Source organism: Pseudomonas algeriensis, from assembly GCF_048847255.1.
Classification (GTDB): Bacteria; Pseudomonadota; Gammaproteobacteria; order Pseudomonadales; family Pseudomonadaceae; genus Aquipseudomonas.
Genome location: NZ_JBKKRK010000005.1, coordinates 234525 through 259737 on the forward strand (window position 1 = coordinate 234525; position 25213 = coordinate 259737).

Annotated in this window: 19 protein-coding genes; 9 read left to right on the plus strand and 10 right to left on the minus strand. The window is 62.6% G+C overall.

The genetic code is table 11. From position 1 onward, the window contains the following. Positions 1-501: 501 nt before the first annotated feature. Genes ACLK1G_RS10325 through nagE form a run of 5 tightly spaced genes read left to right on the plus strand, consistent with a single transcriptional unit; the run spans position 502 to position 7667 of the window. Positions 502-1230, plus strand: a complete 729-nt coding sequence (locus ACLK1G_RS10325; protein WP_420765351.1) for a GntR family transcriptional regulator — start codon at positions 502-504, stop codon at positions 1228-1230. Between the two features lie 16 nt (positions 1231-1246). After that, positions 1247-2353 carry an N-acetylglucosamine-6-phosphate deacetylase gene (gene nagA, locus ACLK1G_RS10330; protein ID WP_420765352.1) on the plus strand — a complete coding sequence of 369 codons (1107 nt, stop codon included), beginning with the start codon at positions 1247-1249 and terminating at the stop codon, positions 2351-2353. Then, the gene (locus ACLK1G_RS10335; protein WP_420765353.1) at positions 2334-3356 is read left to right on the plus strand and encodes an SIS domain-containing protein; all 1023 of its coding nucleotides are present in this window, start codon (positions 2334-2336) and stop codon (positions 3354-3356) included. The genes nagA and ACLK1G_RS10335 overlap by 20 nt, the downstream gene beginning before the upstream one ends. Before the next feature lie 49 nt (positions 3357-3405). Beyond that, positions 3406-5919: a phosphoenolpyruvate--protein phosphotransferase gene (gene ptsP, locus ACLK1G_RS10340; protein ID WP_420765354.1), complete on the plus strand. Its 2514-nt coding sequence runs from the start codon at positions 3406-3408 to the stop codon at positions 5917-5919. Between the two features lie 32 nt (positions 5920-5951). Next, positions 5952-7667: an N-acetylglucosamine-specific PTS transporter subunit IIBC gene (nagE, locus tag ACLK1G_RS10345; protein ID WP_420765355.1), complete on the plus strand. Its 1716-nt coding sequence runs from the start codon at positions 5952-5954 to the stop codon at positions 7665-7667. Between the two features lie 206 nt (positions 7668-7873). On the opposite strand, the gene ACLK1G_RS10350 is transcribed toward nagE, so the two are convergent. Then, positions 7874-8185, minus strand: coding sequence for a YqfO family protein (locus ACLK1G_RS10350; RefSeq protein WP_420765356.1), 312 nt, complete (start codon positions 8183-8185; stop codon positions 7874-7876). 4 nt (positions 8186-8189) lie between these two features. Beyond that, positions 8190-12086: a phosphoribosylformylglycinamidine synthase gene (purL, locus tag ACLK1G_RS10355; RefSeq protein WP_420765357.1), complete on the minus strand. Its 3897-nt coding sequence runs from the start codon at positions 12084-12086 to the stop codon at positions 8190-8192. Positions 12087-12374: 288 nt separating this feature from the next. Here purL and mltF point away from each other — a divergent pair, with 288 nt between their 5' ends. Further along, positions 12375-13835, plus strand: coding sequence for a membrane-bound lytic murein transglycosylase MltF (mltF, locus tag ACLK1G_RS10360; protein WP_420765358.1), 1461 nt, complete (start codon positions 12375-12377; stop codon positions 13833-13835). Between the two features lie 116 nt (positions 13836-13951). On the opposite strand, the gene pdxJ is transcribed toward mltF, so the two are convergent. From pdxJ to lptF, 8 genes are all read right to left on the minus strand, one after another. Then, the gene (gene pdxJ / locus ACLK1G_RS10365) at positions 13952-14695 is read right to left on the minus strand and encodes a pyridoxine 5'-phosphate synthase (protein WP_420765359.1); all 744 of its coding nucleotides are present in this window, start codon (positions 14693-14695) and stop codon (positions 13952-13954) included. 50 nt (positions 14696-14745) lie between these two features. Continuing rightward, complete coding sequence (gene recO / locus ACLK1G_RS10370; RefSeq protein WP_420765360.1) at positions 14746-15435, minus strand: DNA repair protein RecO; 690 nt, start codon at positions 15433-15435, stop codon at positions 14746-14748. 220 nt (positions 15436-15655) lie between these two features. Then, positions 15656-16558 (minus strand): GTPase Era, encoded by a 903-nt coding sequence (gene era, locus ACLK1G_RS10375; protein ID WP_039591481.1) that lies wholly within the window; start codon positions 16556-16558, stop codon positions 15656-15658. After that, a complete protein-coding gene (rnc, locus tag ACLK1G_RS10380) occupies positions 16551-17240 on the minus strand; it encodes a ribonuclease III (RefSeq protein WP_245142433.1) in 690 nt (229 codons plus the stop codon). Before rnc ends, era begins: the two co-directional genes overlap by 8 nt. A 184-nt stretch (positions 17241-17424) precedes the next feature. Continuing rightward, entirely contained in the window at positions 17425-18279 is an 855-nt protein-coding gene (lepB, locus tag ACLK1G_RS10385) for a signal peptidase I (protein WP_420765361.1), read from the minus strand. 5 nt (positions 18280-18284) lie between these two features. After that, on the minus strand, positions 18285-20084 hold the full coding sequence (gene lepA, locus ACLK1G_RS10390; protein WP_245142437.1) for a translation elongation factor 4: 1800 nt from the start codon (positions 20082-20084) through the stop codon (positions 18285-18287). A 141-nt stretch (positions 20085-20225) separates the two neighbouring features. Continuing rightward, complete coding sequence (gene lptG, locus ACLK1G_RS10395; protein WP_420765362.1) at positions 20226-21287, minus strand: LPS export ABC transporter permease LptG; 1062 nt, start codon at positions 21285-21287, stop codon at positions 20226-20228. Beyond that, positions 21280-22401 carry an LPS export ABC transporter permease LptF gene (gene lptF / locus ACLK1G_RS10400; RefSeq protein WP_420765363.1) on the minus strand — a complete coding sequence of 374 codons (1122 nt, stop codon included), beginning with the start codon at positions 22399-22401 and terminating at the stop codon, positions 21280-21282. Before lptF ends, lptG begins: the two co-directional genes overlap by 8 nt. A 361-nt stretch (positions 22402-22762) precedes the next feature. Here lptF and ACLK1G_RS10405 point away from each other — a divergent pair, with 361 nt between their 5' ends. Genes ACLK1G_RS10405 through ACLK1G_RS10415 form a run of 3 tightly spaced genes read left to right on the plus strand, consistent with a single transcriptional unit; the run spans position 22763 to position 25113 of the window. Further along, positions 22763-24253 (plus strand): leucyl aminopeptidase, encoded by a 1491-nt coding sequence (locus ACLK1G_RS10405; RefSeq protein WP_420765364.1) that lies wholly within the window; start codon positions 22763-22765, stop codon positions 24251-24253. A gap of 58 nt (positions 24254-24311) precedes the next feature. Further along, positions 24312-24740, plus strand: a complete 429-nt coding sequence (locus tag ACLK1G_RS10410; RefSeq protein ID WP_420765365.1) for a DNA polymerase III subunit chi — start codon at positions 24312-24314, stop codon at positions 24738-24740. Positions 24741-24747: 7 nt separating this feature from the next. Further along, positions 24748-25113 carry a DNA polymerase III subunit chi gene (locus ACLK1G_RS10415; RefSeq protein WP_420765366.1) on the plus strand — a complete coding sequence of 122 codons (366 nt, stop codon included), beginning with the start codon at positions 24748-24750 and terminating at the stop codon, positions 25111-25113. Positions 25114-25213: the final 100 nt, after the last annotated feature.

Here is a 25213-nt window from a genome sequence, read left to right on the forward strand (position 1 = left end):
GACTGAGCCACCGCTATCGCGAGCAGGCTCGCTCCCACAGTGTTTACCGTGGATCAATCTGTGCCGTGATGGCTGGGAAAGCTTTTGTGGCGAGGGAGCTTGCTCCCGCTTGAGTGCGTAGCGCTCATCGCTTTTTTGAGGCCGCTGCGCGCCCCAGCGGGAGCAAGCTCCCTCGCCACAGAGCGGAACCCCTAAGCCGCCGTGACCGCAGCAACGGATATACACACAAAACGCACTACCACCGGTCGCCATAAAATAAATATCAATATCCGCAACCCGCCCTCCGTGCATACCACTGACCTTCAAAAACCCCATCCCAACGCTGTAATACCACGCCCCACAAAAACCACCCTAATACCACTTAAATAACACCCGAATGAATACCCAGAAAACACAGGCCAACCCTAGAAAAGCAGCGTTGACATGGTATTCAAGTGGTATTAGCTTCCACCCCAAGCCACCGAGCGACAACGCCCACAAAAAACCGCATCGGACACCCAAATGAACATCCAGACCCTGCGCCCCGACGACACCCAACCCACCCCGCTCTACCTGCAACTGGCCCGCAATCTGGAAGCCGCCATCCACGCTGGCCAGTGGAAAGCCGAACAAGCGATGCCGTCCGAGCGCAGCTTGAGCGAGCAATTGGGGATATCCCGGGTCACCGCGCGCAAGGCGCTGGAAGTGCTGTTCGAACAAGGCCTGATCCGCCGCAACCAAGGCTCGGGTACGTTCATCACCCCACGCCTGGAACAACCGCTCTCACGCCTTAGCGGTTTCAGCGAAATGCTCCGGCTCAAAGGCTTTGTGCCCGGCTCCCAATGGCTGGAGCGGGAGATCACCCCGCCAACCCATGAGGAATTGATACGCCTGGGCCTCTCGCCCACCGACAAAGTCGCCCGGCTCAAACGGCTGCGCAAGGCCGACGACACGGTCATGGCCATCGAGATGAGCACCCTGCCCGCATCGATCATTGCCAAGCCGCAGGCGGTGGGCGATTCGCTTTATGAATTCCTCGACAGCATCGGCAAACCGGTAGTGCGCGCCCTGCAACACATCCAGGCCATCAACGCCTCGGACGAATTCGCCGCCCTGGTGGGCATCGCCCCCGGCACCGCGATGCTGTTGATGACGCGGGTCGGCTACCTGGAAGACAACACGCCCATCGAAGTCACCGACACCTATTGCCGCAACGACTATTACGACTTCGTCGCAGAGTTGCGGCGCTAGACGACCCGAGAATCCCATGTCCGAAAACAACATCCTCACCGCCGACGGCTGGATACGCGGCCGCCTGATCCATGAACGCGGCAGGGTCGTGTCCATCGAAGGCCAGCCCTGCGACCCGACGAGCAACGACCTGCCCTACCTGCTGCCCGGCTTCATCGACCTGCATGTGCACGGCGGTGGCGGCAAGGACATCATGGAAGGCGCGGCGGCGTTCGAAACCATTGCCCGCACCCATGTGCGATTCGGCACAACGGCGTTGCTCGCCACGACGATGACGGCGCCGAGCGAAGAAATCATCCGCGTACTCAAGGCCCTCGGTAAATTCTGCGAACAGCGGCCCAGCGGCAGCGCACGGGTGCTCGGTGTTCACCTGGAAGGCCCTTACATCAACCCCGGCAAACTCGGCGCCCAACCGAATTTCGCCCACACCGCCTTGATGGCCGAGGTGGAAACGTACCTGGCCCTGGCGCCGATCCGCGTGATCACCATTGCGCCGGAAATCGCCGGTCACGATGCCTTGATTCGCGCCCTCAGCGCTCGCGGCGTGCGCATGCAGATCGGCCATACCCTCGGCAGCTATGAAGAAGGCGTCGCGGCACTCGCGGCCGGGGCCAGCAGTTTTACCCATTTGTATAACGCCATGAGCCCACTGCATCACCGCGAGCCCGGCATCGTCGGTGCGGCGCTGGCCCATGCGCAATACGCCGAACTGATCCCGGATTTGCTTCACGTGCACCCCGGTGCGATGCGCGTGGCGTTGCGTTCGATCCCGTGCCTGTATTGCGTCACCGACTCCACCGCCGCCGCTGGCATGCCCGACGGCGAATACAAGCTGGGCAGCCACACCGTGACCAAATGCCTGGGCGGCGTGCGCCTGGCCGATGGCACCCTGGCCGGCAGCACCCTGACCATGGACCAGGCCCTGCGCAACCTGGTGAAAATCGGCCTGCCCATCAACGAAGCTTCCCGACGCCTGTCGCAATTTCCCGCCGACTACCTCGGCCTGCCCGAGCGCGGACGCCTGCAACCCGGCGCCTGGGCCGACTGTGTGCGCCTCGACCGTAACTTGAACCTGATCGACGTGATGGTCGAAGGAGAAGCCATTGACTTGCAAAATGCTTGAAGAGGCCCAGGCCTCAGCCGAAGCCGTCGAGCGCCAACTGCAGCGGCTGGACCCAACGCTGGAGGAAATCGCCGGACGCCTGCGTCGTCAACCGCCGCAAGTGGCGATGACCATCGCTCGGGGCAGTTCCGACCACGCCGCCAGTTATTTCGCCTACCTGACCATGCAGCAATTGGGCTTGCCGGTGGCGTCGCTGCCGATGTCGGTGGTGACCCTGCAACAGGCGCCTTTGAAGGTCAGTGGCCAGGTGGCGTTCGCGTTCTCCCAGTCGGGGCAGAGCCCGGACCTGGTCAACAGCCTGCGCCTGTTGCGCAAACGCGGCGCGTTGAGCGTTGCGATGGTCAACGCAGAGGATTCTCCGCTGGAGGCGGCCTGTGAATTCAGCGTGCCGTTGTGCGCCGGCGTCGAAAGCAGCGTTGCCGCCACCAAGAGTTTCATCGCTACCCTCAGCGCCAGCGCGCGTTTGGTGGCGCACTGGAAGGATGACGCCGAGTTGCTCGACGCCGGCGCTGCGCTGCCTGAAGGTTTGCGCGAGGCCGCAGGCCAGGACTGGGGCGCCGCCGTCGAAACGCTCCGTGATTGCCAGCGGCTCATGGTGATTGGCCGTGGCGCCGGGTTCGCCATCGCCCAGGAAGCGGCGCTTAAATTCAAGGAAACCTCGGCGATCCAGGCCGAGGCCTTCAGCAGCGCCGAGGTCCGCCACGGCCCGATGGCGCTGATCGATGAAAACTACCCGCTGTTGGTGTTCGCCCCGCGCGGTGCCGAGCAGGCCGGCGTGTTGGGTCTGGCCGCCGATATGCGCCAGCGCGGCGCCCGGGTGCTGCTGGCGGCCCCCGATGACATCGTCGAGCGCGACTTGACCTTGTCCCGCGCCGATCACCCGGCCCTAGACCCGATCCTGGCGATCCAGAGCTTTTATGGCATGGCTGCCCGGCTGGCCCTCGCCCGGGGCCTGGATCCGGACAAACCACGGCATTTGAGCAAGGTCACCCGGACCCACTGACCCGACGGCGTTCATGCAAGGCCTATGAAATTACACAGAGAGCGAGCCCATGCCCAACAACAATAAAGAGCTGACCCTCAGCGCCCCGCTCAGCGGCCCGGTGCTCACCCTCACCAACGTTCCGGACGCGGTATTCGCCAGCGGCGCCATGGGCGACGGGATCGCCATCGACCCGCTGAACGACACCCTCTACGCCCCCTGCGACGGCGAGGTGATCCACGTCGCTCGCACCGGCCACGCCGTGACCCTGCGGGCCGACAACGGCGCCGAATTACTGCTGCACCTGGGGCTGGACACCGTCGAGTTGCAGGGCGACGGCTTTTTCATGCTGGTCAAGGAAGGCACGCGCGTCAGCAACGGGCAAGCGCTGCTGCGCTACGACCTGGACAAAGTGGCCCAGCGCTGCAAAAGCCTAGTCAGCCTGTTGGTCATCACCAATGGCGAACATTTCCAGGCACGGCCCATCACTCTTAAAGGAGTCAAGGTCGGCGAACCTCTGTTGCACGTCGTCCCCAGGGCGCCCGGTGCAGGACAGCTTGACGACCTGGAAGTCGGCATCGAAGTGTCCGGCCAGATTCGCATCGCCCATCGAGGCGGCTTGCATGCGCGGCCGGCGGCCTTGGTTCGCCAGACCGCACGGGGATTCAAAAGCCGCTCGCAGTTACACTTTGGGGGGCGGTCGGCGTCCTGTGACAGCGTCATGGGCTTGATGGGCCTGGCGATCACCGAACAGGCCGAAGTGCATGTCAGCTGTCGCGGCAGCGATGCCGAAGCGGCGCTGCAAGCGCTGCTGGCGAGCTTGTCCACCGCTCTGGCCGAAGAGGCTCACGGCAGGGCGCCGCAGGTCCTGACAACTCGGCACGCCGCCGAAGAAGGCGTATTGCATGGCGTCTGCGCCGCGCCCGGCCTGGCGAGCGGACCGCTGGTTCGATTGGATGGCATTCAATTACCCCAAGATCCCGGCGGCCACAATGTCGAAGAACAACGCCAACGACTGCTCGATGCCCTGGCTCAAGTCAGTCAGGATATCCAGCTGACACTCGAAAACGCCAAGGCCCGGCGCCACATCGATGAGCAAGCGATCTTCAGCGCTCATTTGGCGTTGCTGGAAGATCCGGCCCTGTTGGATGCCGCGGACCTGTCTATCGAGCAAGGGAGCGCGGCGGCCCACGCCTGGAGCCGGTCGATCGACGCACAGTGCCAAGTGCTGCGGCAATTGCAAAGCGCGCTGCTGGCCGAGCGCGCCAATGATTTGCATGACCTGCGCCAGCGGGTCCTGCGGGCACTGCTGGGCGAAGCCTGGCAATTCGACGTGCCGGCGGGCGCCATTGTCGTCGCGCAGGAACTGACCCCGTCGGACCTGTTGCAACTCTGCGCCCAGGGCGTGGCAGGCGTATGCATGGCCGAGGGCGGCGCGACGTCCCACGTGGCGATCCTGGCTCGCGGCAAAGGCCTGCCCTGCCTGGTTGCGTTGGGCGATGCACTGCTTGAGCAGTTGCCCGGTCAATCGGTGGTGCTGGACGCCGACGGTGGCCGCCTCGAACTCACACCAAGCGCCGAGCGCCTGGCCCAGGTGCGGCAAGCACAAAGCCAACGCGCAGCGCTGCGGGCCCAGCAGCAAACCCTCGCCCACGCCCCGGCGCGAACCCTCGATGGCGTAGATGTCGAAGTCGCTGCCAACGTGGCCTCCAGCGCCGAAGCCGGCCAGGCCTTTGCCAACGGCGCCGATGGCGTTGGCCTGCTGCGCACTGAATTCCTTTTCGTCGACCGTCACACCGCCCCCGACGAACAAGAGCAGCGCCAGGCTTATCAAGCCGTGCTCGATGCCATGGGCGACAGGCCGGTGATCATCCGCACCATCGACGTCGGCGGCGACAAGCAATTGGACTACCTGCCGCTTCCGGCCGAAGCCAATCCGGTGCTCGGCCTGCGAGGCATTCGCCTGGGCCAGGTGCGCCCGGAACTGCTGGATCAACAATTGCGCGCGCTGCTGCAGATCCGTCCGTTGCATCGCTGCCGGATCCTGTTGCCAATGGTCACCGAGGTCGCCGAGCTGCTGCACATTCGCCAGCGCATTGACGTCCTGGGTGCGCAAATGGGCCTGGAGGAGCGTCCGCAGGTGGGCGTGATGATCGAAGTGCCAGCCGCCGCATTGCTCGCCGAGCAACTGGCCGAGCATGCGGACTTCTTGTCCATCGGCACCAACGACCTTTCCCAGTACACCCTCGCCATGGACCGCGACCACGCCGGTCTCGCCGCCCGCGTCGACGCCTTGCACCCCGCGCTGTTGCGGCTGATCGCCCAGACCTGTGCCGGCGCCGCCCGCCATGGGCGTTGGGCTGGCGTGTGCGGGGCCCTGGCCTCCGATCCCCTGGCGACGCCGGTGCTGATCGGGCTGGGTGTACGGGAGCTGTCGGTCAGCCCGCCGCAGGTAGGCGAAATCAAGGACCGCGTGCGCCGCCTCGACACAGCGCAGTGCCGCCGCGTCAGTACCGATTTGCTGAACCTGCCCAGCGCCGCCGCCGTGCGCCAGGCCTGTCATCAACATTGGCCCCTGGGCTGAGACTGTCGCAGAACAATAAAAGGAGAGACGCCATGTACCAGCATTTCATCGAAGGGCTGCAGCGCCTCGGCAGGGCGCTGATGCTGCCGATCGCGATTTTGCCGATTGCCGGCCTGCTGCTGCGCCTGGGTGACACGGACCTGTTGAACATCGCGATCATCCACGATGCCGGCCAGGCGATCTTCGCCAACCTGGCGCTGATCTTCGCCATCGGCATCGCCGTGGGCTTCGCCCGGGACAATAACGGTACGGCCGGACTGGCCGGGGCCATCGGCTACCTGGTAATGGTCGCGACATTGAAAGTGCTCGACGCGACGATCAACATGGGCATGCTCGCCGGGATCGTCAGTGGGTTGTTGGCCGGCGGGCTGTACAACCGCTTCAAGGACATCAAGCTGCCGGAGTACCTGGCGTTTTTTGGGGGCCGGCGCTTCGTGCCGATTGTCACCGGTTTCAGCGCGGTGGGCCTTGGCGTGATGTTCGGCCTGATCTGGCCGCCGATCCAGCACGGCATCAACAGCTTCGGCGAGCTGTTGATGGCCAGCGGCAGCTTCGGCGCGTTTGTCTTCGGTGTGTTCAATCGATTGCTGATCGTCACTGGCCTGCACCACATCCTCAACAACATGGCGTGGTTCATTTTCGGCAGCTTCACTGACCCGGCCACCGGCGCCGTGGTCACCGGTGACCTGACCCGTTATTTCGCCGGCGACCCCAAGGGCGGCCAGTTCATGACCGGCATGTTCCCGGTGATGCTTTTCGGCCTACCCGCTGCGTGCCTGGCGATGTACCGCAATGCCCTGCCCCAGCGGCGCAAGGTCATGGGCGGGATTCTGCTGTCCATGGCGTTGACCTCGTTCCTGACCGGCGTCACCGAGCCGATCGAATTCGCCTTCATGTTCCTCGCGCCGTTGCTGTATCTAGTCCATGCGTTGCTCACCGGCCTGTCGATGGCGGTGACCAATCTGTTGGATATTCACCTGGGCTTTACCTTCTCGGGCGGTTTCATCGACATGGTCCTGGGCTGGGGCAAATCCACCAACGGGTGGCTGGTCGTACCGGTGGGCCTGGTCTATGGGGCGATCTATTTCCTGGTGTTCGACTTCTGCATCCGCCGCTTCGACCTGAAGACGCCGGGGCGTGAAGACGTGGCGATGGGCGAAAAGCCGATCATCGCCGAGAACCAACGTGCCGCCGCCTACATCCAGGCCCTGGGTGGCGCCGACAACCTGATTACCGTCGGCGCCTGCACCACGCGCTTGCGCCTGGACATGGTGGATCGCAACAAGGCCTGCGACGCCCAGCTCAAGGCCCTTGGCGCCATGGCGGTGGTCCGCCCCGGCAATGGCGGCAGCTTGCAGGTGGTGGTGGGGCCGATGGCCGATAGCATTGCCGATGAGATTCGCTTGGCGTTGCCCTCTTCCGATCAGGCCGTCAGTACGCCCGCGAACGCCGTGGTCGAGCCGGCCTTAACGAAAATTGTCCCGGAGGCCGAAGCACAGCAATGGCTCGATGCCCTGGGCGGTGGCAGGAATGTGTTGCAGCTCGATTGCGTGGCGATGAGCCGTTTGCGCGTGCGGTTGGCCGATGGCAAAGGGTTGTCGGAAAGCCAGCTCAAGACGCTGGGTTGCCAGGGGGTCAGTTCGCTGGAGGATGGCGTGTGGCATTTGCTGCTGGGGGAGAAAGCGCCGGGGTTGTGGCGGGCGTTGGAGGCGGTGGTGCCGAGTCGTCAGGCGGGTGTCAAAGCCTAGGCCTTCGCCGACTGTCTGGCCCCTGTGGCGAGGGGATTTATCCCCGCTGGGCTGCGCAGCAGCCCCCTAAGCAGCAACGCCATCTGCCTGACACACCGGAGAATCAGTATTTGGGGCTGCTGCGCAGCCCAGCGGGGATAAATCCCCTCGCCACAATAAAAAACCCGCTGATCCAATCAGCGGGTTTTTCATTTAAACGGGGAGGATCAGAAATCCTCCAACCGCCACACCTCAAACGCCGGTGTCTCGTAGGGATGGCTCTGTCTCAATGCCTCCACCACGGGGCGAATCAGATCGTCGGCGACAACAAGCTCAACCTTCCATTCCTCGACCTGCTCGACCTGCCCCGCCTCGCCAATGAACGGCTGGCTGCCGTCCAACGGGCGAAACTGGCCCAGGCCCAGCACTTGCCAGGCGCAGTGGTCATAGTCGCCGATTCGCCCACCACCCGCAGCGAATACGGCGCTTTTGACCTCGTCCACGTGGCTGGCCGGGACGAAGAAGCAGAGCTTGTACACCGCCTCAGTTCACCCAGACGCGCGCGTTGCGGAACATGCGCATCCATGGCGCGTCTTCGTTCCAGTCGTCCGAACGCCACGAGTTCTGCACCGCGCGGAACACCCGCTCCGGGTGCGGCATCATGATCGTGACGCGGCCGTCGCGGCTGGTCAGGCCGGTGATCCCGCGCGGCGAGCCGTTCGGGTTGGCCGGGTAGGTTTCGGTGACCTTGCCGTGGTTGTCGACAAAACGCAGCGACACACAACCGGACAGGTCGGCTTCAAGCAACGCTTCCTCGCTCTGGAACTCCGCATGGCCTTCACCGTGGGCGATGGCGATCGGCATGCGCGAACCGGCCATGCCCTGCAGGAAGATCGAGTTCGACTCCTGCACCTGGACCATCGCGACGCGGGCTTCGAACTGCTCGGAACGGTTACGCACGAAGTGCGGCCAGAACTCGCTGCCCGGGATCAGCTCGTGCAGGTTGGACATCATCTGGCAACCGTTGCACACACCGAGGGTGAAGCTGTCGTTGCGCTCGAAGAAGCCCTGGAACGCATCGCGGGCGCGGCTGTTGAACAGCGCCGACTTGGCCCAGCCTTCACCGGCGCCCAGCACGTCGCCGTAGGAGAAGCCGCCGCAGGCGACCATGCCTTTGAAATCGTTCAGGTCGACACGTCCGGCGAGGATGTCACTCATGTGCACGTCGATCGCGCTGAAACCGGCGCGGTCGAACGCCGCCGCCATCTCCACCTGGCCGTTGACGCCCTGCTCGCGCAGGACCGCCACTTGCGGTCGGATGCCTTTCTTGATGTAAGGCGCGGCCACGTTTTCGTTGACGTCGAAGCTGAGCTTGGCGCTGAGGCCCGGGTTGTCTTCTTCCAGCAGCGCGTCGAATTCCTGCTCGGCGCATTCGGCGTTGTCGCGCAGGCGCTGGATCTGGTAGCTGGTCTCGGCCCACTGGCGCTGCAACAAGCGACGCTGGCCTTCGAAGACGGTGTCGCCGTTGAAGGTGATATTGATGTGGGCGTTGTTGATCGGCTGGCCGATGACCGAGACGCACTCGGCCAGGCCGGCGGCGCTGAACTGGGCGAGGATGTCCGGGGTGGCGTCCTGGCGAACCTGGATCACCGCACCCAACTCTTCATTGAACAGGATCGCCGGGATTTCACTGGCCGACTCGGCCACGCTGTCCAGGGTCAGGTTCAAGCCGCAGTGGCCGGCGAAAGCCATTTCCATCACGGTGGTCAGCAAGCCGCCATCGGAACGGTCGTGATAGGCCAACAGGTGACCGTCGGCGTTCAGGCCCTGGATCACGGCGAAAAACGCCTTCAGGTCTTCGGCATCGTCGACGTCCGGTGCTTGCGAGCCGAGCTTGCCATGCACCTGGGCCAGGATGGAGGCGCCCATGCGGTTCTGGCCACGGCCCAGGTCGATCAGGATCAGGTCGGTGGTGCCCTTGTCCATGCGCAGTTGCGGGGTCAGCGTCTGGCGGATGTCGGTGACCGGGGCGAAACCGGTCACGATCAGCGACAGCGGCGAGGTCACGCTCTTGTCCACGCCTTCGTCGTTCCAGCGCGTGGCCATGGACATGGAGTCCTTGCCCACCGGAATGGTGATGCCCAGTTCAGGGCACAGTTCCATGCCGACGGCCTTGACGGTGTCGTACAAGCGCGCGTCTTCACCGGGGTGACCGGCGGCGGACATCCAGTTGGCCGACAGCTTGATGTCGGAAATCTTGCCGATGCGCGAGGCCGCGATGTTGGTCAGGGTCTCACCGATCGCCATGCGGCCCGACGCCGGGGCGTCCAGCAGCGCCAGCGGCGTGCGCTCGCCCATGGCCATGGCTTCGCCGGTGTAGACGTCGAAGCTGGTGGCGGTCACGGCCACGTCGGCCACCGGCACCTGCCATGGGCCGACCATCTGATCACGTGCCACGAGGCCGGTGATGGTGCGGTCGCCGATGGTGATCAGGAAGCTCTTGCTCGCCACGGCCGGGTGATGCAGCACGCGCTCGATGGAATCGGCGATGTCGAGGGTGGACGGATCGAAATCGTCGCCCAGCTCGGTTTCGCGAACCGCCGAACGGTGCATGCGCGGGGCTTTGCCCAGCAGCACTTCCAGCGGCATGTCCACCGGGCTGTTGCCAAAGTGGCTGTCGGTCACGGTCAGTTGCGGCTCGGCGGTGGCTTCACCCACCACGGCAAACGGGCAACGCTCGCGTTCGCAAATGGCCTGGAAGCGCTCGAAGTCAGCCGGGCCGACCGCCAGGACGTAACGCTCCTGGGATTCGTTGCTCCAGATTTCGTGCGGGGCCATGCCCGGCTCGTCGTTCGGAATGTTGCGCAATTCGAAGCGGCCTCCACGGCCACCGTCGTTGACCAGTTCCGGGAAGGCGTTGGACAGGCCGCCCGCGCCGACGTCGTGGATGAAGCTGATGGGGTTGTTCTCACCCAACTGCCAGCAACGGTCGATGACTTCCTGGCAACGGCGTTCCATCTCCGGGTTTTCCCGCTGGACCGACGCGAAATCCAGGTCGGCCGAGCTGGTGCCGGTGGCCATGGAGGACGCCGCGCCGCCGCCCAGGCCGATCAGCATGGCCGGGCCGCCGAGGACGATCAGCTTGGAGCCGACCACGATCTCGCCTTTCTGCACGTGTTCGGCGCGGATGTTGCCCATGCCGCCAGCGAGCATGATCGGCTTGTGATAACCGCGAACCTCTTCACCGCGAGGGGTGGTGATGGACTGTTCGAAGGTACGGAAATAACCGGTCAGGGCAGGACGGCCGAATTCGTTGTTGAACGCCGCGCCGCCCAGTGGGCCTTCGATCATGATGTCGAGGGCGTTGACGATGCGCTCAGGCTTGCCGTACGGCTTTTCCCACGGCTGTTCGAAGCCAGGAATCTGCAGGTTCGACACGGTGAAGCCGGTCAGGCCGGCCTTGGGCTTGGCACCGCGACCGGTGGCGCCTTCGTCGCGGATCTCGCCACCGGAACCGGTGGACGCGCCCGGGAACGGGGCGATGGCGGTCGGGTGGTTGTGGGTCTCGACTTTCATCAGGATGTGCACCGGCTCCTGGACCGCACCGTACTGGCGGGTCTCGGGGTTCGGGTAGAAGCGACCGGCAACATTGCCGACGATCACCGCGGCGTTGTCCTTGTAGGCCGACAGCACACCTTCGTTGTGCATCTGGTAGGTGTTCTTGATCATGCCGAACAGGCTTTTTTCCTGGCTCTGGCCGTCAATGTCCCAACTGGCGTTGAAGATCTTGTGGCGGCAATGCTCGGAGTTGGCCTGGGCGAACATCATCAGTTCGATGTCGTGGGGGTTGCGCTTCAAGCCCTGGAAGGCGTTGACCAGGTAATCGATCTCGTCTTCGGCCAGGGCCAGGCCCAGCTCGGCGTTGGCTTTTTCCAGCGCGGCGCGGCCACCGCCCAATACGTCGATGGCGGTCAGCGGCTTGGGTTCGGCGTGGCTGAACAGGCCGGCGGCCTGCTCCAGGTTGCCCAGTACGACCTGGGTCATGCGGTCATGCAGGCCTTCGGCGATCAGTTGGGCCTCGGCCTCGCTGAACTCACCGGCGACATAAAAGGCAATGCCGCGCTCCAGGCGCTGGATCTTCGACAGGCCGCAGTTGCGGGCAATGTCACTGGCCTTGCTCGACCACGGCGAAATGGTGCCGAAACGCGGCAACACCAGGAACAGGCGGCCGGTTGGCTCCTGGACTGGAACACTTGGGCCGTACTTCAGGAGGCGCGCGAGCACCTGCTGTTCGTCGCCAGTCAAACCGCCGGTAACTTCGGCGAAGTGAGCGAATTCAGCATACAAGCCACTGACAGCCGGTACTTTCTGGCTCAGTTGCTCAAGAAGTTTGCTGTGGCGAAAGGCAGAAAGGGCAGGAGCGCCGCGCAGGATCAACATCTTCGGGACAGCCTCGGGAAGGGGTGTGCTTTGAGGCCGTGCATTCTAGCCTAAACCGCTGCCAACGGCACCCGAAACGCTACGTCAGGTGCGAGCCGAACGTCGGTCGTGGCGCGGATAGCTTGATTACCCGGCCATCCGGCCCGCGCCACAGAGATATTTTTTATCCCTGCGGGGCCTTGCCGCGCGCCGGCCCGCTTGGCTTGCGGACACGTTTTGCAACCTCTATCAGACTGGCCTTTTGCTGTCGATATATGGCGGTCGAGGCCGTTTGCGTATACTGCGCAGATGTTTTCCCCAACGGCTTTGCGTCCGCGGTACGCCAGATGGCTGATCGCAACCGGACTCTTCCTGGTGCTCAGTGGCTGTGTTGAGAAACCCAACACACTGGAGCGCGTAAAGGAGGATGGCGTGCTGCGGGTCGTTACCCGGAACAGCCCCGCCACCTACTTCCAGGATCGCAGTGGTGAAACCGGCTTCGAATACGAGCTGGTGAAGCGTTTCGCCGAGGATTTGGGGGTCGAGCTGAAAATCGAGACCGCCGACAACCTCGACGACCTGTTCAGCCAGATCGGCAAGCCCAACGGCCCGGTGCTGGCCGCGGCAGGCCTGGTCAGCAGCGAACAGCGCAAAAAACAGGTTCGCTTTTCCAGCCCTTACCTGGAAGTCACCCCGCAGATCATCTATCGCAACGGTCAGTCGCGCCCCACCGACGCGGCGGCCCTGGCCGGCAAGAAGATCATGGTGCTCAAGGGCAGCTCCCATGCCGAACAATTGGCACAGCTGAAGCAGCAATATCCTGGGATCGAATACGAAGAATCCGACGCCGTTGAAGTCGTCGACCTGCTGCGCATGGTCGACGAGGGCCAGATCGACCTGACGCTGGTGGACTCCAACGAAGTGGCGATGAACCAGGTCTACTTCCCCAACGTGCGCGTGGCGTTCGACCTGGGCGACACCCGCAGCCAGAGCTGGGCAGTGGGCCCCGGCGAAGACAACAGCCTGCTCAATGAAATCAACGCCTACCTGAACAAGGTGCAGAAGAATGGCACGTTGCAGCGGTTGAAGGATCGCTACTATGGCCACGTTGACGTCCTCGGCTACATGGGCGCAACGACGTTTGCCCAGCACCTGCAGCAGCGGCTGCCCAAATACGAACAGCATTTCAAGACCTACGCCAAGAAGGAAAAAGTCGATTGGCGGTTGCTGGCTGCCATCGGTTACCAGGAATCGCTCTGGCAACCGACGGTGACCTCCAAGACCGGTGTGCGCGGCCTGATGATGCTGACCCAGAACACCGCCCAGGCCATGGGTGTATCCAACCGCCTCGATCCGAAGCAGAGCATCATGGGCGGCGCCAAGTACCTGGCCTATATGAAGGAACAACTGGATGAAAGCATCGAGGAACCGGACCGCACCTGGTTCGCCCTCGCCGCCTATAACGTGGGCAGTGGTCATCTGGACGACGCGCGCAAGCTCGCCGCCAAGGAAGGACTGAATCCGAACAAGTGGCTGGATGTGAAAAAAATCCTGCCGCGCCTGTCCCAGAAGCAGTGGTACAGCAAGACCCGCTACGGCTACGCCCGGGGCGGGGAGCCGGTGCATTTCGTGGCGAACATCCGTCGCTACTACGACATCCTGACCTGGGTGACGCAGCCACAGCTCGAAGGCAACCAGGTGGCCGAGGGCAACCTGCACGTGCCCGGTGTCGACAAGAGCAAGCCGAGCCAGGAATCACCGCAACTTTAAGGCATACCCCCTGTGGGAGCGAGCTTGCTCGCGATAGCAGACTGACAGTCAATATCGATGTTGGCTGTCAGGCCGTCATCGCGAGCAAGCTCGCTCCCACAGGGCTCGTAGTGATTTTAAGGCTTAGCGGCCGCCAGGATCAGCGCCTTCATTTCCGACACAGCTGACTTGAACCCGACAAACAACGCATGGGCCACCAGCGCGTGGCCGATGTTCAGCTCGTTGATGCCCTTGATCGCCGCGACGGCTTCGACGTTGTGATAGTGCAGGCCGTGGCCGGCGTTGACGATCAGGCCCTGGGCCAGGCCAAAGGTGACGCCGTCTGCCACCCGTTGCAGCTCATCGGCCACATCCGTGGGGTTCTGGGCATCGGCGTAGCGCCCGGTGTGCAGCTCGATGGCCGGCGCCCCGACCCGCTTGGAGGCTTCGATCTGCCGCTCGTCGGCGTCGATGAACAGCGATACCTCGGCGCCCATCTTCGACAGCCGCTCCACCGCAGCCTTGATCCGCGCCTCCTGCCCCGCCACGTCCAGGCCGCCTTCGGTGGTCAGCTCCTGACGGGTTTCCGGGACCAGGCAGATGTGCGCAGGGCGGATGCGCTCGGCAAAGGCCATCATTTCTTCGGTCACGCCCATTTCGAAGTTCATGCGGGTTTGCAGCACATCCTTGAGCAGCAGCACATCGCGCTCCTGGATGTGGCGACGGTCCTCGCGCAGGTGCACGGTAATGCCATCGGCGCCCGCCTCTTCGGCATCCAGTGCGGCCTTGACCGGATCCGGGTAGCGAGTACCTCGGGCCTGGCGCAGGGTGGCGACATGGTCGATGTTCACGCCGAGAAGAATGCGATTGCTGGTGCTCACGAAAAGCGCTCCTGAATGGACAGAGATTCGGCCCACAGCATACGGGTAGATCAGGGCTTGCGAAACAGCTCGCGACTGACCAGCGGCCGGCCGCCCAAATGAACCGCCAGGGCTTGGCGCATCAAACGCTTGGCCGCCGCCAAAGCACCGGGCGCGGTCCAGTCGGCCTCGGCCATGGCAAGAAGCTCAACGCCATTGAACAACCCGGGTTGCAACTGGTAGACCTGCTCCAGGCCCGCGTCCACCTGTAAGCGGTAGAGGCCGTCCGCCGCGATGGGTTGTCCGTGCAGGTCGGTGTCGAGGGAAAAACCGTAGCCCAGATCGTCCAGCAGGCGCCATTCGAAAGAGCGCAGCAATGGCTCCAGAGGGCGACCTTCGGCCAGGGCCAGCAGCGTGGCGGCATAGTGGTCGAAGACTTCAGGATGAGGATCCTCGGCGGGGAGCAGGCGGATCAGCAGTTCATTGAGGTACAAACCACTGAACAGCGCTTCGCCGTTGAGCCAGGCCGCGACGCCGTTGCTTTCCATGCGCCCGACATTCTTCAATTCGCCCCTGCCGCGAAACTCGACGTCCAATGGGACGAACGGCCGCGCCAGCGTCCCGGCCTTGCCCCGAGCCCCACGCAACACCGCCCGCAGCCGCCCTTGGGGCGTGAGGAAGTCCACCAGGGCGCTGCTTTCGCGGTAGGCGCGGCTGTGGAGGACATAGGCGGGTTGGGCGGTGGGTGGGTTGGGGGACATCGGGGGCCTGAATATCAACAAGACATCAATGGTTGAAGAAATCCTGTGGCGAGGGAGCTTGCTCCCGCTCGGCTGCGAAGCAGCCGTGAAACCAGGCCATACGATGGGTTTGGCTAGATGCGATCGCAGATCCGGGGGCTGCTTCGCAGCCCAGCGGGAGCAAGCTCCCTCGCCACAGAGGCTCGCTCCCACAGTGGCATTCATGTACTCACATTAACGATTACAGGTCGCCGTAACCCAGCGAACGCAACGCGCGCTCGTCATCGGACCAGCCGCCTTTCACCTTGACCCACAGGTTGAGCATGATCTTGGAGTCGAACAGCAGCTCCATGTCCTTGCGCGCCTCGGTGCCGATGCGCTTGATGCGCTCGCCCTTGTCGCCAATGATGATCTTCTTCTGGCCATCACGCTCGACGAGGATCAAGGCATGGATGTGCAGGGTCTTGCCCTGTTGCTTGAATTCCTCGATCTCCACCGTGATCTGGTACGGCAGCTCGGCGCCCATCTGGCGCATGATTTTCTCGCGCACCAGCTCGGCGGCGAGGAAACGGCTGCTGCGGTCGGTGATCTGGTCTTCAGGAAAGAAATGATCGTTTTCCGGCAGGTGCTCGGCGATCACCCGCTCCAGCGCGTCGAGGTTGTGACCGTGTTGGGCGGAGATCGGGATGATTTGCGCGTTCGGCAACTGTTCCTGCAACCAGGTCAGGTGCGGCATCAGCTCTGCCTTGTCTTCGATGCGGTCGGTCTTGTTCAGCGCCACGATCAAGGGACCGGTCACGTATTGGACGCGCTCGAGGACCATCTGGTCTTCTTCGGTCCACTTGGTGCGGTCTACCACGAAGATCACCACGTCAACATCTTTCAACGCTGCCGAGGCAGTCTTGTTCATGTAGCGGTTCAGGGCCTTCTCACCGCCCTTGTGCATTCCCGGAGTATCGACGTAGATCGCCTGCACATCGCCTTCGGTCTTGATGCCCAGCATGTTGTGGCGCGTGGTCTGAGGCTTGCGCGAGGTGATCGCCAGCTTCTGGCCCAGGATGTGGTTCAGCAACGTGGACTTGCCCACGTTCGGCCGACCGACAATGGCGACATAGCCGCATCGGGTGACGGTTGTATCAGTCATTGCCATTCTCCACGCCCAAGGCGATCAGTGCTGCGGCGGCCGCTACCTGTTCGGCGATACGACGGCTCACGCCCTGGCCACGGCTTTTTTCATTCAATAAGACCACTTCGCATTCGACGAAAAAGGTTCGGCAATGCGGTTCCCCCTGGATATCCACCACTTCGTAGCGTGGCAGTTCGCAACTGCGCGATTGCAAAAATTCCTGCAAGCGGGTCTTGGGGTCCTTGTTGGTGTCCACCAGCGTCAGGCTGTCGATCTCGGAAGTCAGCCAGGCCAGCACGCGCTCGCGCGCCATTTCCATGCCCGAGTCCAGGTAGATCGCGCCAATCAATGCCTCCAGGGCGTCGGCGAGGATCGATTCGCGGCGGAAACCACCGCTTTTCAGTTCGCCGGAACCCAGGCGCAGGTACTCGCCCAAGTCGAAACCCCGGGCCAATACGGCCAGGGTCTCACCTTTCACGAGCCTTGCGCGCAAACGCGACAACTGGCCTTCGCGAGCCAGGGGAAAGCGTTCGAACAACGCCTCGCCGGCGACGAAATTGAGGATGGCATCGCCGAGGAATTCCAGGCGCTCGTTGTTGCGCCCGGCAAAACTGCGGTGAGTGAGGGCCAGGAGCATCAGCTCCTGATCCTTGAAGGTGTAGCCGAGCTGACGCTCGAGGCGGCTTAGAGAAACGCTCACGGTTTACCCACGCTGAGTTCGTGGCTGGATTCCACCGCCACGGCGGCAAGGCGCCGTTGGCTTGGGACAATTAACGCTGTGTTCAAAAATGACGTCCTGACTATCGTTGGCTTCATGCCTTCGGGCAGCCTTGTGCAGGCTCCAGAAATGCATTCGGCGCTGTGTTCAACAGCGCCGTGTGTGATTACTTGATCAACCCTACCCGCGAGAAGTTCGGCAGGTGGCTGAGTTTGGGTTCCGGCCAGCTCATCCAGACCGCAAAGGCCTTGCCGACAATATTGCGGTCGGGGACCATGCCCAACATGTCCTTGGGTATGTTCGGATCATCCCAGTAACGGCTGTCGTTGGAGTTGTCGCGGTTGTCGCCCATCATGAAATAGTGCCCGGCCGGCACGGTCCATGAATGGTCCGGCGTGGCGCGGTAGCGGCTCATTTCCTTGCGGATCTGGTGTTCTGCCTCGCCGAGCTTTTCCTTGTAGAGCTCGGCACTGCCCAGCGTGCCCGGTTCGGAACCGATCAACTGCTCGGCCACCAGTTCGCCATTGACGAACAAACGTTTGTCGGCCGTATAGCGGATCTTGTCGCCCGGCAGGCCCACCACACGCTTGATGTAGTTGACGTTCGGATCGCTTGGGAAGCGGAACACCATCACGTCGCCGCGTTGCGGGTCGCCGATCTCGATGACCTTCTTGTCGATCACTGGCAGCCGGATCCCATAGGAAAACTTGTTCACCAGGATGAAGTCGCCCACATCCAGGGTGGGCTTCATCGAACCGGACGGAATCTGGAACGGCTCCACCAGGAACGAGCGCAGCACCAGCACGATGAACAGCACCGGGAAGAACGACTTGCCGTACTCGACAAGCAGCGGTTCCTTGTTGAGCTTTTCAATGACCACGCCGTCAGGCTGGCTGACACTGCCCTGATAAGAGGCAATGGCGGCCCGGCGCCGAGGCGCCAGGAACAACAGATCAAGCAACGCCAACAGGCCGCAGACAAACACGGCGATAACCAGCAACAGCGGGAAATTTAGCGACATAGGACCTAACTATCCAACCTGAGCACCGCGAGGAAGGCTTCCTGTGGAATTTCCACGTTGCCGACCTGCTTCATGCGTTTTTTACCGGCCTTCTGCTTTTCCAACAGCTTGCGCTTACGGCTGACGTCGCCGCCGTAGCATTTGGCCAATACGTTCTTTCTGAGTGCCTTGACGGTTGTACGCGCCACAATCTGCCCGCCAATGGCGGCCTGGATTGCCACATCGAACATCTGCCGCGGAATCAGCTCCTTCATCTTCTCGGTCAACGCACGACCTTTGTAGTGCGCGTTGTCGCGGTGCACGATCAATGCCAGGGCATCGACTTTTTCGCCGTTGATCAGCACATCCAGTTTCACCAGATTAGCCGATTGGTAACGATCGAAATGATAGTCCAGCGAAGCATAGCCGCGGCTGGTGGATTTCAGGCGATCGAAGAAGTCCAGCACCACTTCGTTCATCGGCAGGTCGTAGGTCACCTGGACCTGCGAGCCGAGGAACAGCATGTCGTGCTGCACGCCGCGCTTCTCGATGCACAGGGTAATGACGTTGCCCAGGTGCTCCTGGGGCACAAGGATGTTGGCCCTCACTATCGGCTCGCGCATGTCTTCGATGGCCGACAGGTCCGGCAGCTTGGACGGGTTGTCGACGTAGATAGTCTCGCCGTTCTTGAGCAGCAGCTCGAAGATTACCGTCGGCGCCGTGGTGATCAGGTCCAGGTCGTACTCGCGCTCCAGGCGCTCCTGGATGATTTCCATGTGCAACATGCCGAGGAACCCGCAACGGAAGCCAAAGCCCAAGGCGTCGGAACTTTCCGGGGTGTACTGCAGGGACGAGTCGTTCAGGGTCAGCTTTTGCAGGGCTTCGCGGAAGTCTTCGAAGTCGTCGGAACTGACCGGGAACAGGCCGGCGTAGACCTGTGGCTGGATGCGTTTGAAACCGGGCAGGACGTCGACATCGGGGGTGGAGCTCAAGGTCAGGGTATCGCCCACCGGCGCCCCATGAATGTCCTTGATACCCGCGATGATGAAGCCCACTTCACCGGCCTTCAGGTCGGTGGTAGCGGTGTGTTTCGGGTTGAAGACACCGACGCTGTCCACCAGGTGGATCTTGCCGGTGGACTTGACCAGGATCTTGTCGCCCTTCTTCACGCGGCCATGGCGCACGCGAACCAGGGAAACCACGCCCAGGTAGTTGTCGAACCAGGAGTCGATGATCAACGCTTGCAGCGGATCTTCGATATTGCCGGTCGGCGCGGGAATGGTGGTGACGAGGCGCTCGAGCACTTCATCCACGCCCAGGCCGGTCTTGGCGCTGCACGTGACCGCGTCGGTGGCATCGATGCCGATGATTTTTTCGATTTCTTCCTTCACGCGGTCCGGATCGGCCTGGGGCAGGTCGATCTTGTTCAGCACCGGCATGACTTCCAGGCCCTGCTCGATGGCCGTGTAGCAGTTGGCGACCGACTGGGCCTCGACGCCCTGGCCGGCATCGACCACCAGCAACGCACCTTCACAGGCCGCCAGCGACCGGCTGACTTCATAGGTGAAGTCGACGTGGCCCGGGGTATCGATGAAGTTGAGCTGGTAGGTAATGCCGTCGCGAGCCTTGTAGTAAAGGGTAACGCTGTGGGCCTTGATGGTGATCCCGCGTTCACGCTCGAGGTCCATGGAGTCCAGGACCTGGGCTTCCATTTCACGCTCGGCCAGGCCGCCGCACATCTGGATGAAGCGATCAGCCAGCGTCGACTTGCCATGGTCAATGTGGGCGATGATGGAGAAATTGCGGATATGACTCAAATCACTCACGGATCAACACTCAAAAAGGCTGCAGGCATGGCCCGCCGAAAAATAGCCGGGAATTGTACCCGATACACCGCGCAAGCGTCACGCTCGCCTGTCGATGAGCATGTGTGGCGAGGATGCTTGCTCGCCACATCGAGCGTTGAATCAACCTGCCCGGCGCAACAGCCAGAGCCCGGCCAACGCGCAGACGCCGGCCGGCACCAGCACCGCGAACAATGGCGAGAAGCCGAACACCAGGCTCGATGGCCCGAGCAGATCCTGGGCAATGCGGAAAGTAAAGCCCACCAGCACACCGGTGAATACCCGTTGGCCAAGGGTCACGGAGCGCAGCGGACCGAAGATGAAGGAGATGGCCATCAACACCAGCGCAGCGGTCACCAGGGGTTGCAACACCTTGACCCAAAAAGCCAGCCAGTAGCGACCGTTGTTCAGGCCCTGGTCCGCCAGGTAATGGATGTACCCCCACAATCCGGTGATGGACAACGAGTCCGGCGCCATGACCACGGTGCTGAGCAACTGCGGGCTGAGCGCCACGTCCCAGCGTTCCTGCGGTGCGGCGACGACTTCGGTGCGCTTGTCATGGAACAGCGTGGTGGTGACATCGCTCAGTTGCCAGTGATCGTCGGCGAATTGGGCCCGCTTGGCGAAGCTGGAGGACAACATATGCCGCTGATCGTCGAAACGGTAGCGGGTCACGCCATACAAGGTTCCGTTGGGTTGGACCGAGTTGATATGGATGAACTCTTCACCCTGGCGGTGCCACAGACCGTGCTTGGCGCTTTGCGCGTCACCGCCGCCCTGGGCCAGGGAGCGGTTGGCCTGGGCGGTATTCTCGGTGGCCGGGGCGACGTACTCGCCGATCAGCACACCCACCAGCATCAGCACCAGCATGGGTTTCATCACCGCCCAGACGATCCGACCGATGGACACGCCAGCGGCGCGCATGATGGTCAGTTCGCTGTTGCTCGCCAGGCTGCCCAGGCCGATCAGGCAGCCGATCAATGCGGCCATCGGCAGCATGTCGTACAAGCGGCGCGGCGCGGTCAGCAATACGTAGCTCGCCACGTCCAGCAGCGTATAGGTATCGCTGACATCGCCCATTTCATCAATGAACGCGAACAAGGTCGCCAGGCCAAGAATGATCCCCAATACGGCGAGGATCGCCATGAATACGCTGCTGCCGATGTAGCGATCGAGCTTAACCACGGGCCACCTCCAGCGCGCTGCGACGACTTGCGAGCTTCAGGCGCAGTGGCTCCCAGTAGAGCAGCCCCAGGCCAATGGCCAGGAATATCGAATGCACCCACCACAGGCCCAGCGTCGGCGGAATCTTGCCTTTTTCCAGGGCGCTGCGGGCGGAAATCAGGATGGTCAGGTAAGCCATATACAAAAGAATCGCCGGCAACAACTTGAGGAAACGGCCCTGGCGCGGATTGACCCGCGACAGCGGAACCGCCATGAGCGTCACGATAAATACCAGCAGCGGCAGCGACAGGCGCCATTGCAGCTCGGTGCGGGCGCGGATGTCGTCGTTGCCCAGCAGGCTGGCCGTGGACATGGCGTCACGATCGGTGACTTCGTCGCTGGCCTCCGGCTTGGGTAGCAATACGCCGTAGGTGTCGTACTTGATCGCCCGGTAGTTGGCCTGGCCTGGCGTGCCATCGTACCGATAGCCATTTTCAAGGATCAGGTAGCGGTTGCCGTCGGGGTTGATTTCCTGGCGACCTTTTTCAGCCACCAGCACGGAAATGCCCCGATCCTTCTTGGTGTCAGAAGACACATTCTTCTGGGTAATGAAGACGCCGCCCAGGTCGATGCGATCGTCCGAGAGCTGTTCGGTATAAGTGACCCGCGTCCCGTCCCGCAGGGCCTGGAAGCGCCCCGGTACCAAGGTGTCGAATTCGGTCATGGCGTCCTGCTGGTTGATCAACAGCTGGAACTGGTTGGCCCCTTGCGGCGACAGGCTCAGGCTCAGCCACGCGACCACCAGCGCCACGAGCGTTGCCGGGAACAAGGTGATGCGCAACAGCCGTTGCTGGCTCATGCCGGTGGCCGACAGCACGGTCATTTCGCTGTCCAGATACAAGCGCCCATAGGCCAGCAGGATGCCGAGGAACAGCCCCAGCGGCAGAATCAATTGCAGGAAGCCCGGCAGGCGGAACCCCATGATCAGGAACAGGGAGCCCGGGTCCAAGGCACCGGAGGCCGCCTGGGCGAGGTATTTGATGAAGCGCCCGCTCATGATGATGACCAGCAGCACGGCGCTGACGGCGCTCAGGGTCAACAGGACTTCGCGGGATAGGTAACGGAAGACGATCAAACCAGACACTCCAGGATTGTCAGGCTGGGCCTTGTACGAGAAGCGCCTGCGCGACTTTTCATACAAACCCTAAGGCGGCCAAACTAGCAAACGTATCGAGCCGGCCCACAATGCGAGCCGCCGAAAAAAGAGCCGCATTATCCTGTGATTGGAGGCGCCTGTCACTGCGCACGCTTTAAGCAGACGCTTCATGGCCAAAAAGTTAACGATTGCCAGGGTTGTCAGGCTCGGGCGCCGAGGTTCAAACTGCCGCCTTTGTCGCCGGCAAGCCCCGGCGCTTCTTTTTATAGAAGACAGCTGTTCAGCGCGCCAATGTCGTCGTGGCGCCTGGCCTCTTGACCATTGACTCAAGGATCCGGACATGGAACTGGTTGTAAAAAGCGTCAGCCCAGAAACGTTGAAGACCGCCACCCTGGTGGTTGCCGTGGGTGAAAACCGCAAGCTCGGTGTCGTTGCCAGCCAGCTCGACGCCCTGAGCGGCGGTGCAATCAGCGCCGTGCTCAAGCGCGGCGACCTGGCCGGCAAGGTCGGCCAGAGCCTGTTGCTGCACAACCTGCCCAACCTCAAGGCCGACCGTGTGCTGCTGGTGGGCGTGGGCAAGGACGCCGAACTGGGCGACCGTCCGTTGCGCAAGATCATCGCCGGCGTGCTGGCCACCCTGAAAAACCTCGGTGGCGGCGACGCTGCACTGGCGCTGGACGAACTGATAGTCAAAGGCCGCGACAGCTACGGCAAGAATCGCCTGCTGGCCGAAACCCTGATTGACGGCGAGTACCAGTTCGACCGCTTCAAGAGCCAGAAAGCCGAACCGCGTGCCCTGAAGAAAATCACCCTGCTGACCATCAAGGCCGCCCAGGCCGAAGTCCAGCGCGCCGTGACCCATGCCACCGCCATTGCCAACGGCATGGCTTTCACCCGTGACCTGGGAAACCTGCCGCCGAACATCTGCCACCCGACTTTCATGGGCGAACAGGCCAAGGCGCTTGGCAAGGAATTCAAGGGTCTCAAGGTCGAGGTCTTCGACGAGAAGAAGATCAAGGACCTGGGCATGGGCTCGTTCTATGCCGTCGGCCAGGGCAGCGCCCAGCCGCCGCGCCTGATCGTCATGCAATACAACGGTGGCAAGAAATCCGAGAAGCCGTACGCGCTGGTCGGCAAGGGCATCACCTTCGACACCGGCGGCATCAGCCTCAAGCCCGGCGCCGGCATGGACGAAATGAAATATGACATGGGCGGCGCCGCCAGCGTGTTCGGCACCCTGCGCGCCGTGCTCGAACTGCAATTGCCGATCAACCTGGTGTGCATCCTCGCCTGCGCCGAGAACATGCCCAGCGGCACGGCGTCGCGCCCTGGCGACATCGTCACCACCATGAGCGGCCAGACTGTCGAAATCCTCAACACCGACGCCGAAGGCCGCTTGGTGCTGTGCGACGCCCTCACCTACTCCGAACGCTTCAAGCCGCAAGCGGTGATCGACATCGCCACTCTGACCGGCGCCTGCGTGGTTGCCTTGGGCGCCCATACCTCGGGCCTGCTGGGCAACAATGACGAGCTGATCGCCCAATTGCTGAGCGCCGGCCAGCAAGCCGACGACCGCGCCTGGCAACTGCCGTTGTTCGACGAGTACCAGGAACAGCTGGACAGCCCATTCGCCGACATCGCCAACATCGGCGGCCCGAAAGCCGGGACCATCACGGCGGCGTGCTTCCTGTCGCGCTTCACCAAGAACTTGAATTGGGCGCACCTGGACATCGCCGGCACGGCCTGGACCAGCGGCGGCAAGGACAAGGGCGCCACCGGCCGTCCGGTCCCCCTGTTGACCCAGTACCTGCTGGACCGCGCCAAAGCCTGACACTGATGATCGCCGGTACGTCGCCTTCGGGCGGCGCATCGGCGATCCAGGAACCGCAATGACCAAAGTCGATTTCTATATCCTGCCCAGCGCCGATCCCTCGGCGCGGCTGGATTTCGCCTGCAAACTCACCGAAAAGGCCTGGCGCATGGGCCATCGCATCTACCTGCATTGCAGCGATGCCGCCCAGCGTGACGACCTCGATGCGCGCTTGTGGGCGTTCAAGGGCGAGAGCTTCGTGCCCCATGGCCCTGCCGAAAACGAACCCGAGGGCTTGATCGTACTCGGGCTTGGGAATGACTGCGGGCAACACCACGACCTGCTGGTCAACCTCGACCTGAAAGTGCCGGCCTTCGCCCAGCGCTTCGCCCGGGTGGCGGAAGTGGTGGTGGAAGACCCGGCCATCCGGCAAGCCGCTCGGGAGAGTTTCCGTTTCTACCGTGAACAGGGCTATCCTCTGCAAGACCACCGTTTACAGCGACTCTGAGCCTACGATGGATACTCCAAAACCTTCGCAAAAACCCGCGCAACTGCTGGATGACCTCGAGTCGATCCGCCAACTGCTCGGCGATGACAACCTGCAACCGCCGCTGCTGACCGATACGGTGGAGCACGAGCCGGTGCATGACGAACAAATCCCGCTGCTGTTCGACCCGATCAACGGCCAGCCTGAACCCCAGCCAGCCACCAAGGCAGAACCGAAAGGCCCCGACGCCTTGCTACACCTGGACCGAGAACTTCGCGCCGCCGCGCAGTTGATCATGCAAGACGTCATCGACGACTTCGCACCGCATATCGAGACCGAGATCAAGCGCCGGTTGGATGCGCGGATGGAGCGGTTGTTGAGCCAGTACCAATAGCGTCCTCCGCCTCATTGTGAACATCCTGTGGGAGCGAGCCTGCTCGCGATAGCGGGCTGTCAGTCACCATCAATGTTGAATGTGATGGCCTTATCGCGAG

Excerpts from the sequence above, each read along its gene's own strand:
- ACLK1G_RS10325 (WP_420765351.1), top strand. The coding sequence starts at position 502 with ATGAACATCCAGACCCTGCGCCCCGACGACACCCAACCCACCCCGCTC.
- nagA (WP_420765352.1), top strand. The coding sequence starts at position 1,247 with ATGTCCGAAAACAACATCCTCACCGCCGACGGCTGGATACGCGGCCGC.
- ptsP (WP_420765354.1), top strand. The coding sequence starts at position 3,406 with ATGCCCAACAACAATAAAGAGCTGACCCTCAGCGCCCCGCTCAGCGGC.
- nagE (WP_420765355.1), top strand. The coding sequence starts at position 5,952 with ATGTACCAGCATTTCATCGAAGGGCTGCAGCGCCTCGGCAGGGCGCTG.
- purL (WP_420765357.1), bottom strand. The coding sequence starts at position 12,086 with ATGTTGATCCTGCGCGGCGCTCCTGCCCTTTCTGCCTTTCGCCACAGC.
- mltF (WP_420765358.1), top strand. The coding sequence starts at position 12,375 with ATGTTTTCCCCAACGGCTTTGCGTCCGCGGTACGCCAGATGGCTGATC.
- recO (WP_420765360.1), bottom strand. The coding sequence starts at position 15,435 with ATGTCCCCCAACCCACCCACCGCCCAACCCGCCTATGTCCTCCACAGC.
- era (WP_039591481.1), bottom strand. The coding sequence starts at position 16,558 with ATGACTGATACAACCGTCACCCGATGCGGCTATGTCGCCATTGTCGGT.
- lepB (WP_420765361.1), bottom strand. The coding sequence starts at position 18,279 with ATGTCGCTAAATTTCCCGCTGTTGCTGGTTATCGCCGTGTTTGTCTGC.
- ACLK1G_RS10405 (WP_420765364.1), top strand. The coding sequence starts at position 22,763 with ATGGAACTGGTTGTAAAAAGCGTCAGCCCAGAAACGTTGAAGACCGCC.
- ACLK1G_RS10410 (WP_420765365.1), top strand. The coding sequence starts at position 24,312 with ATGACCAAAGTCGATTTCTATATCCTGCCCAGCGCCGATCCCTCGGCG.
- ACLK1G_RS10415 (WP_420765366.1), top strand. The coding sequence starts at position 24,748 with ATGGATACTCCAAAACCTTCGCAAAAACCCGCGCAACTGCTGGATGAC.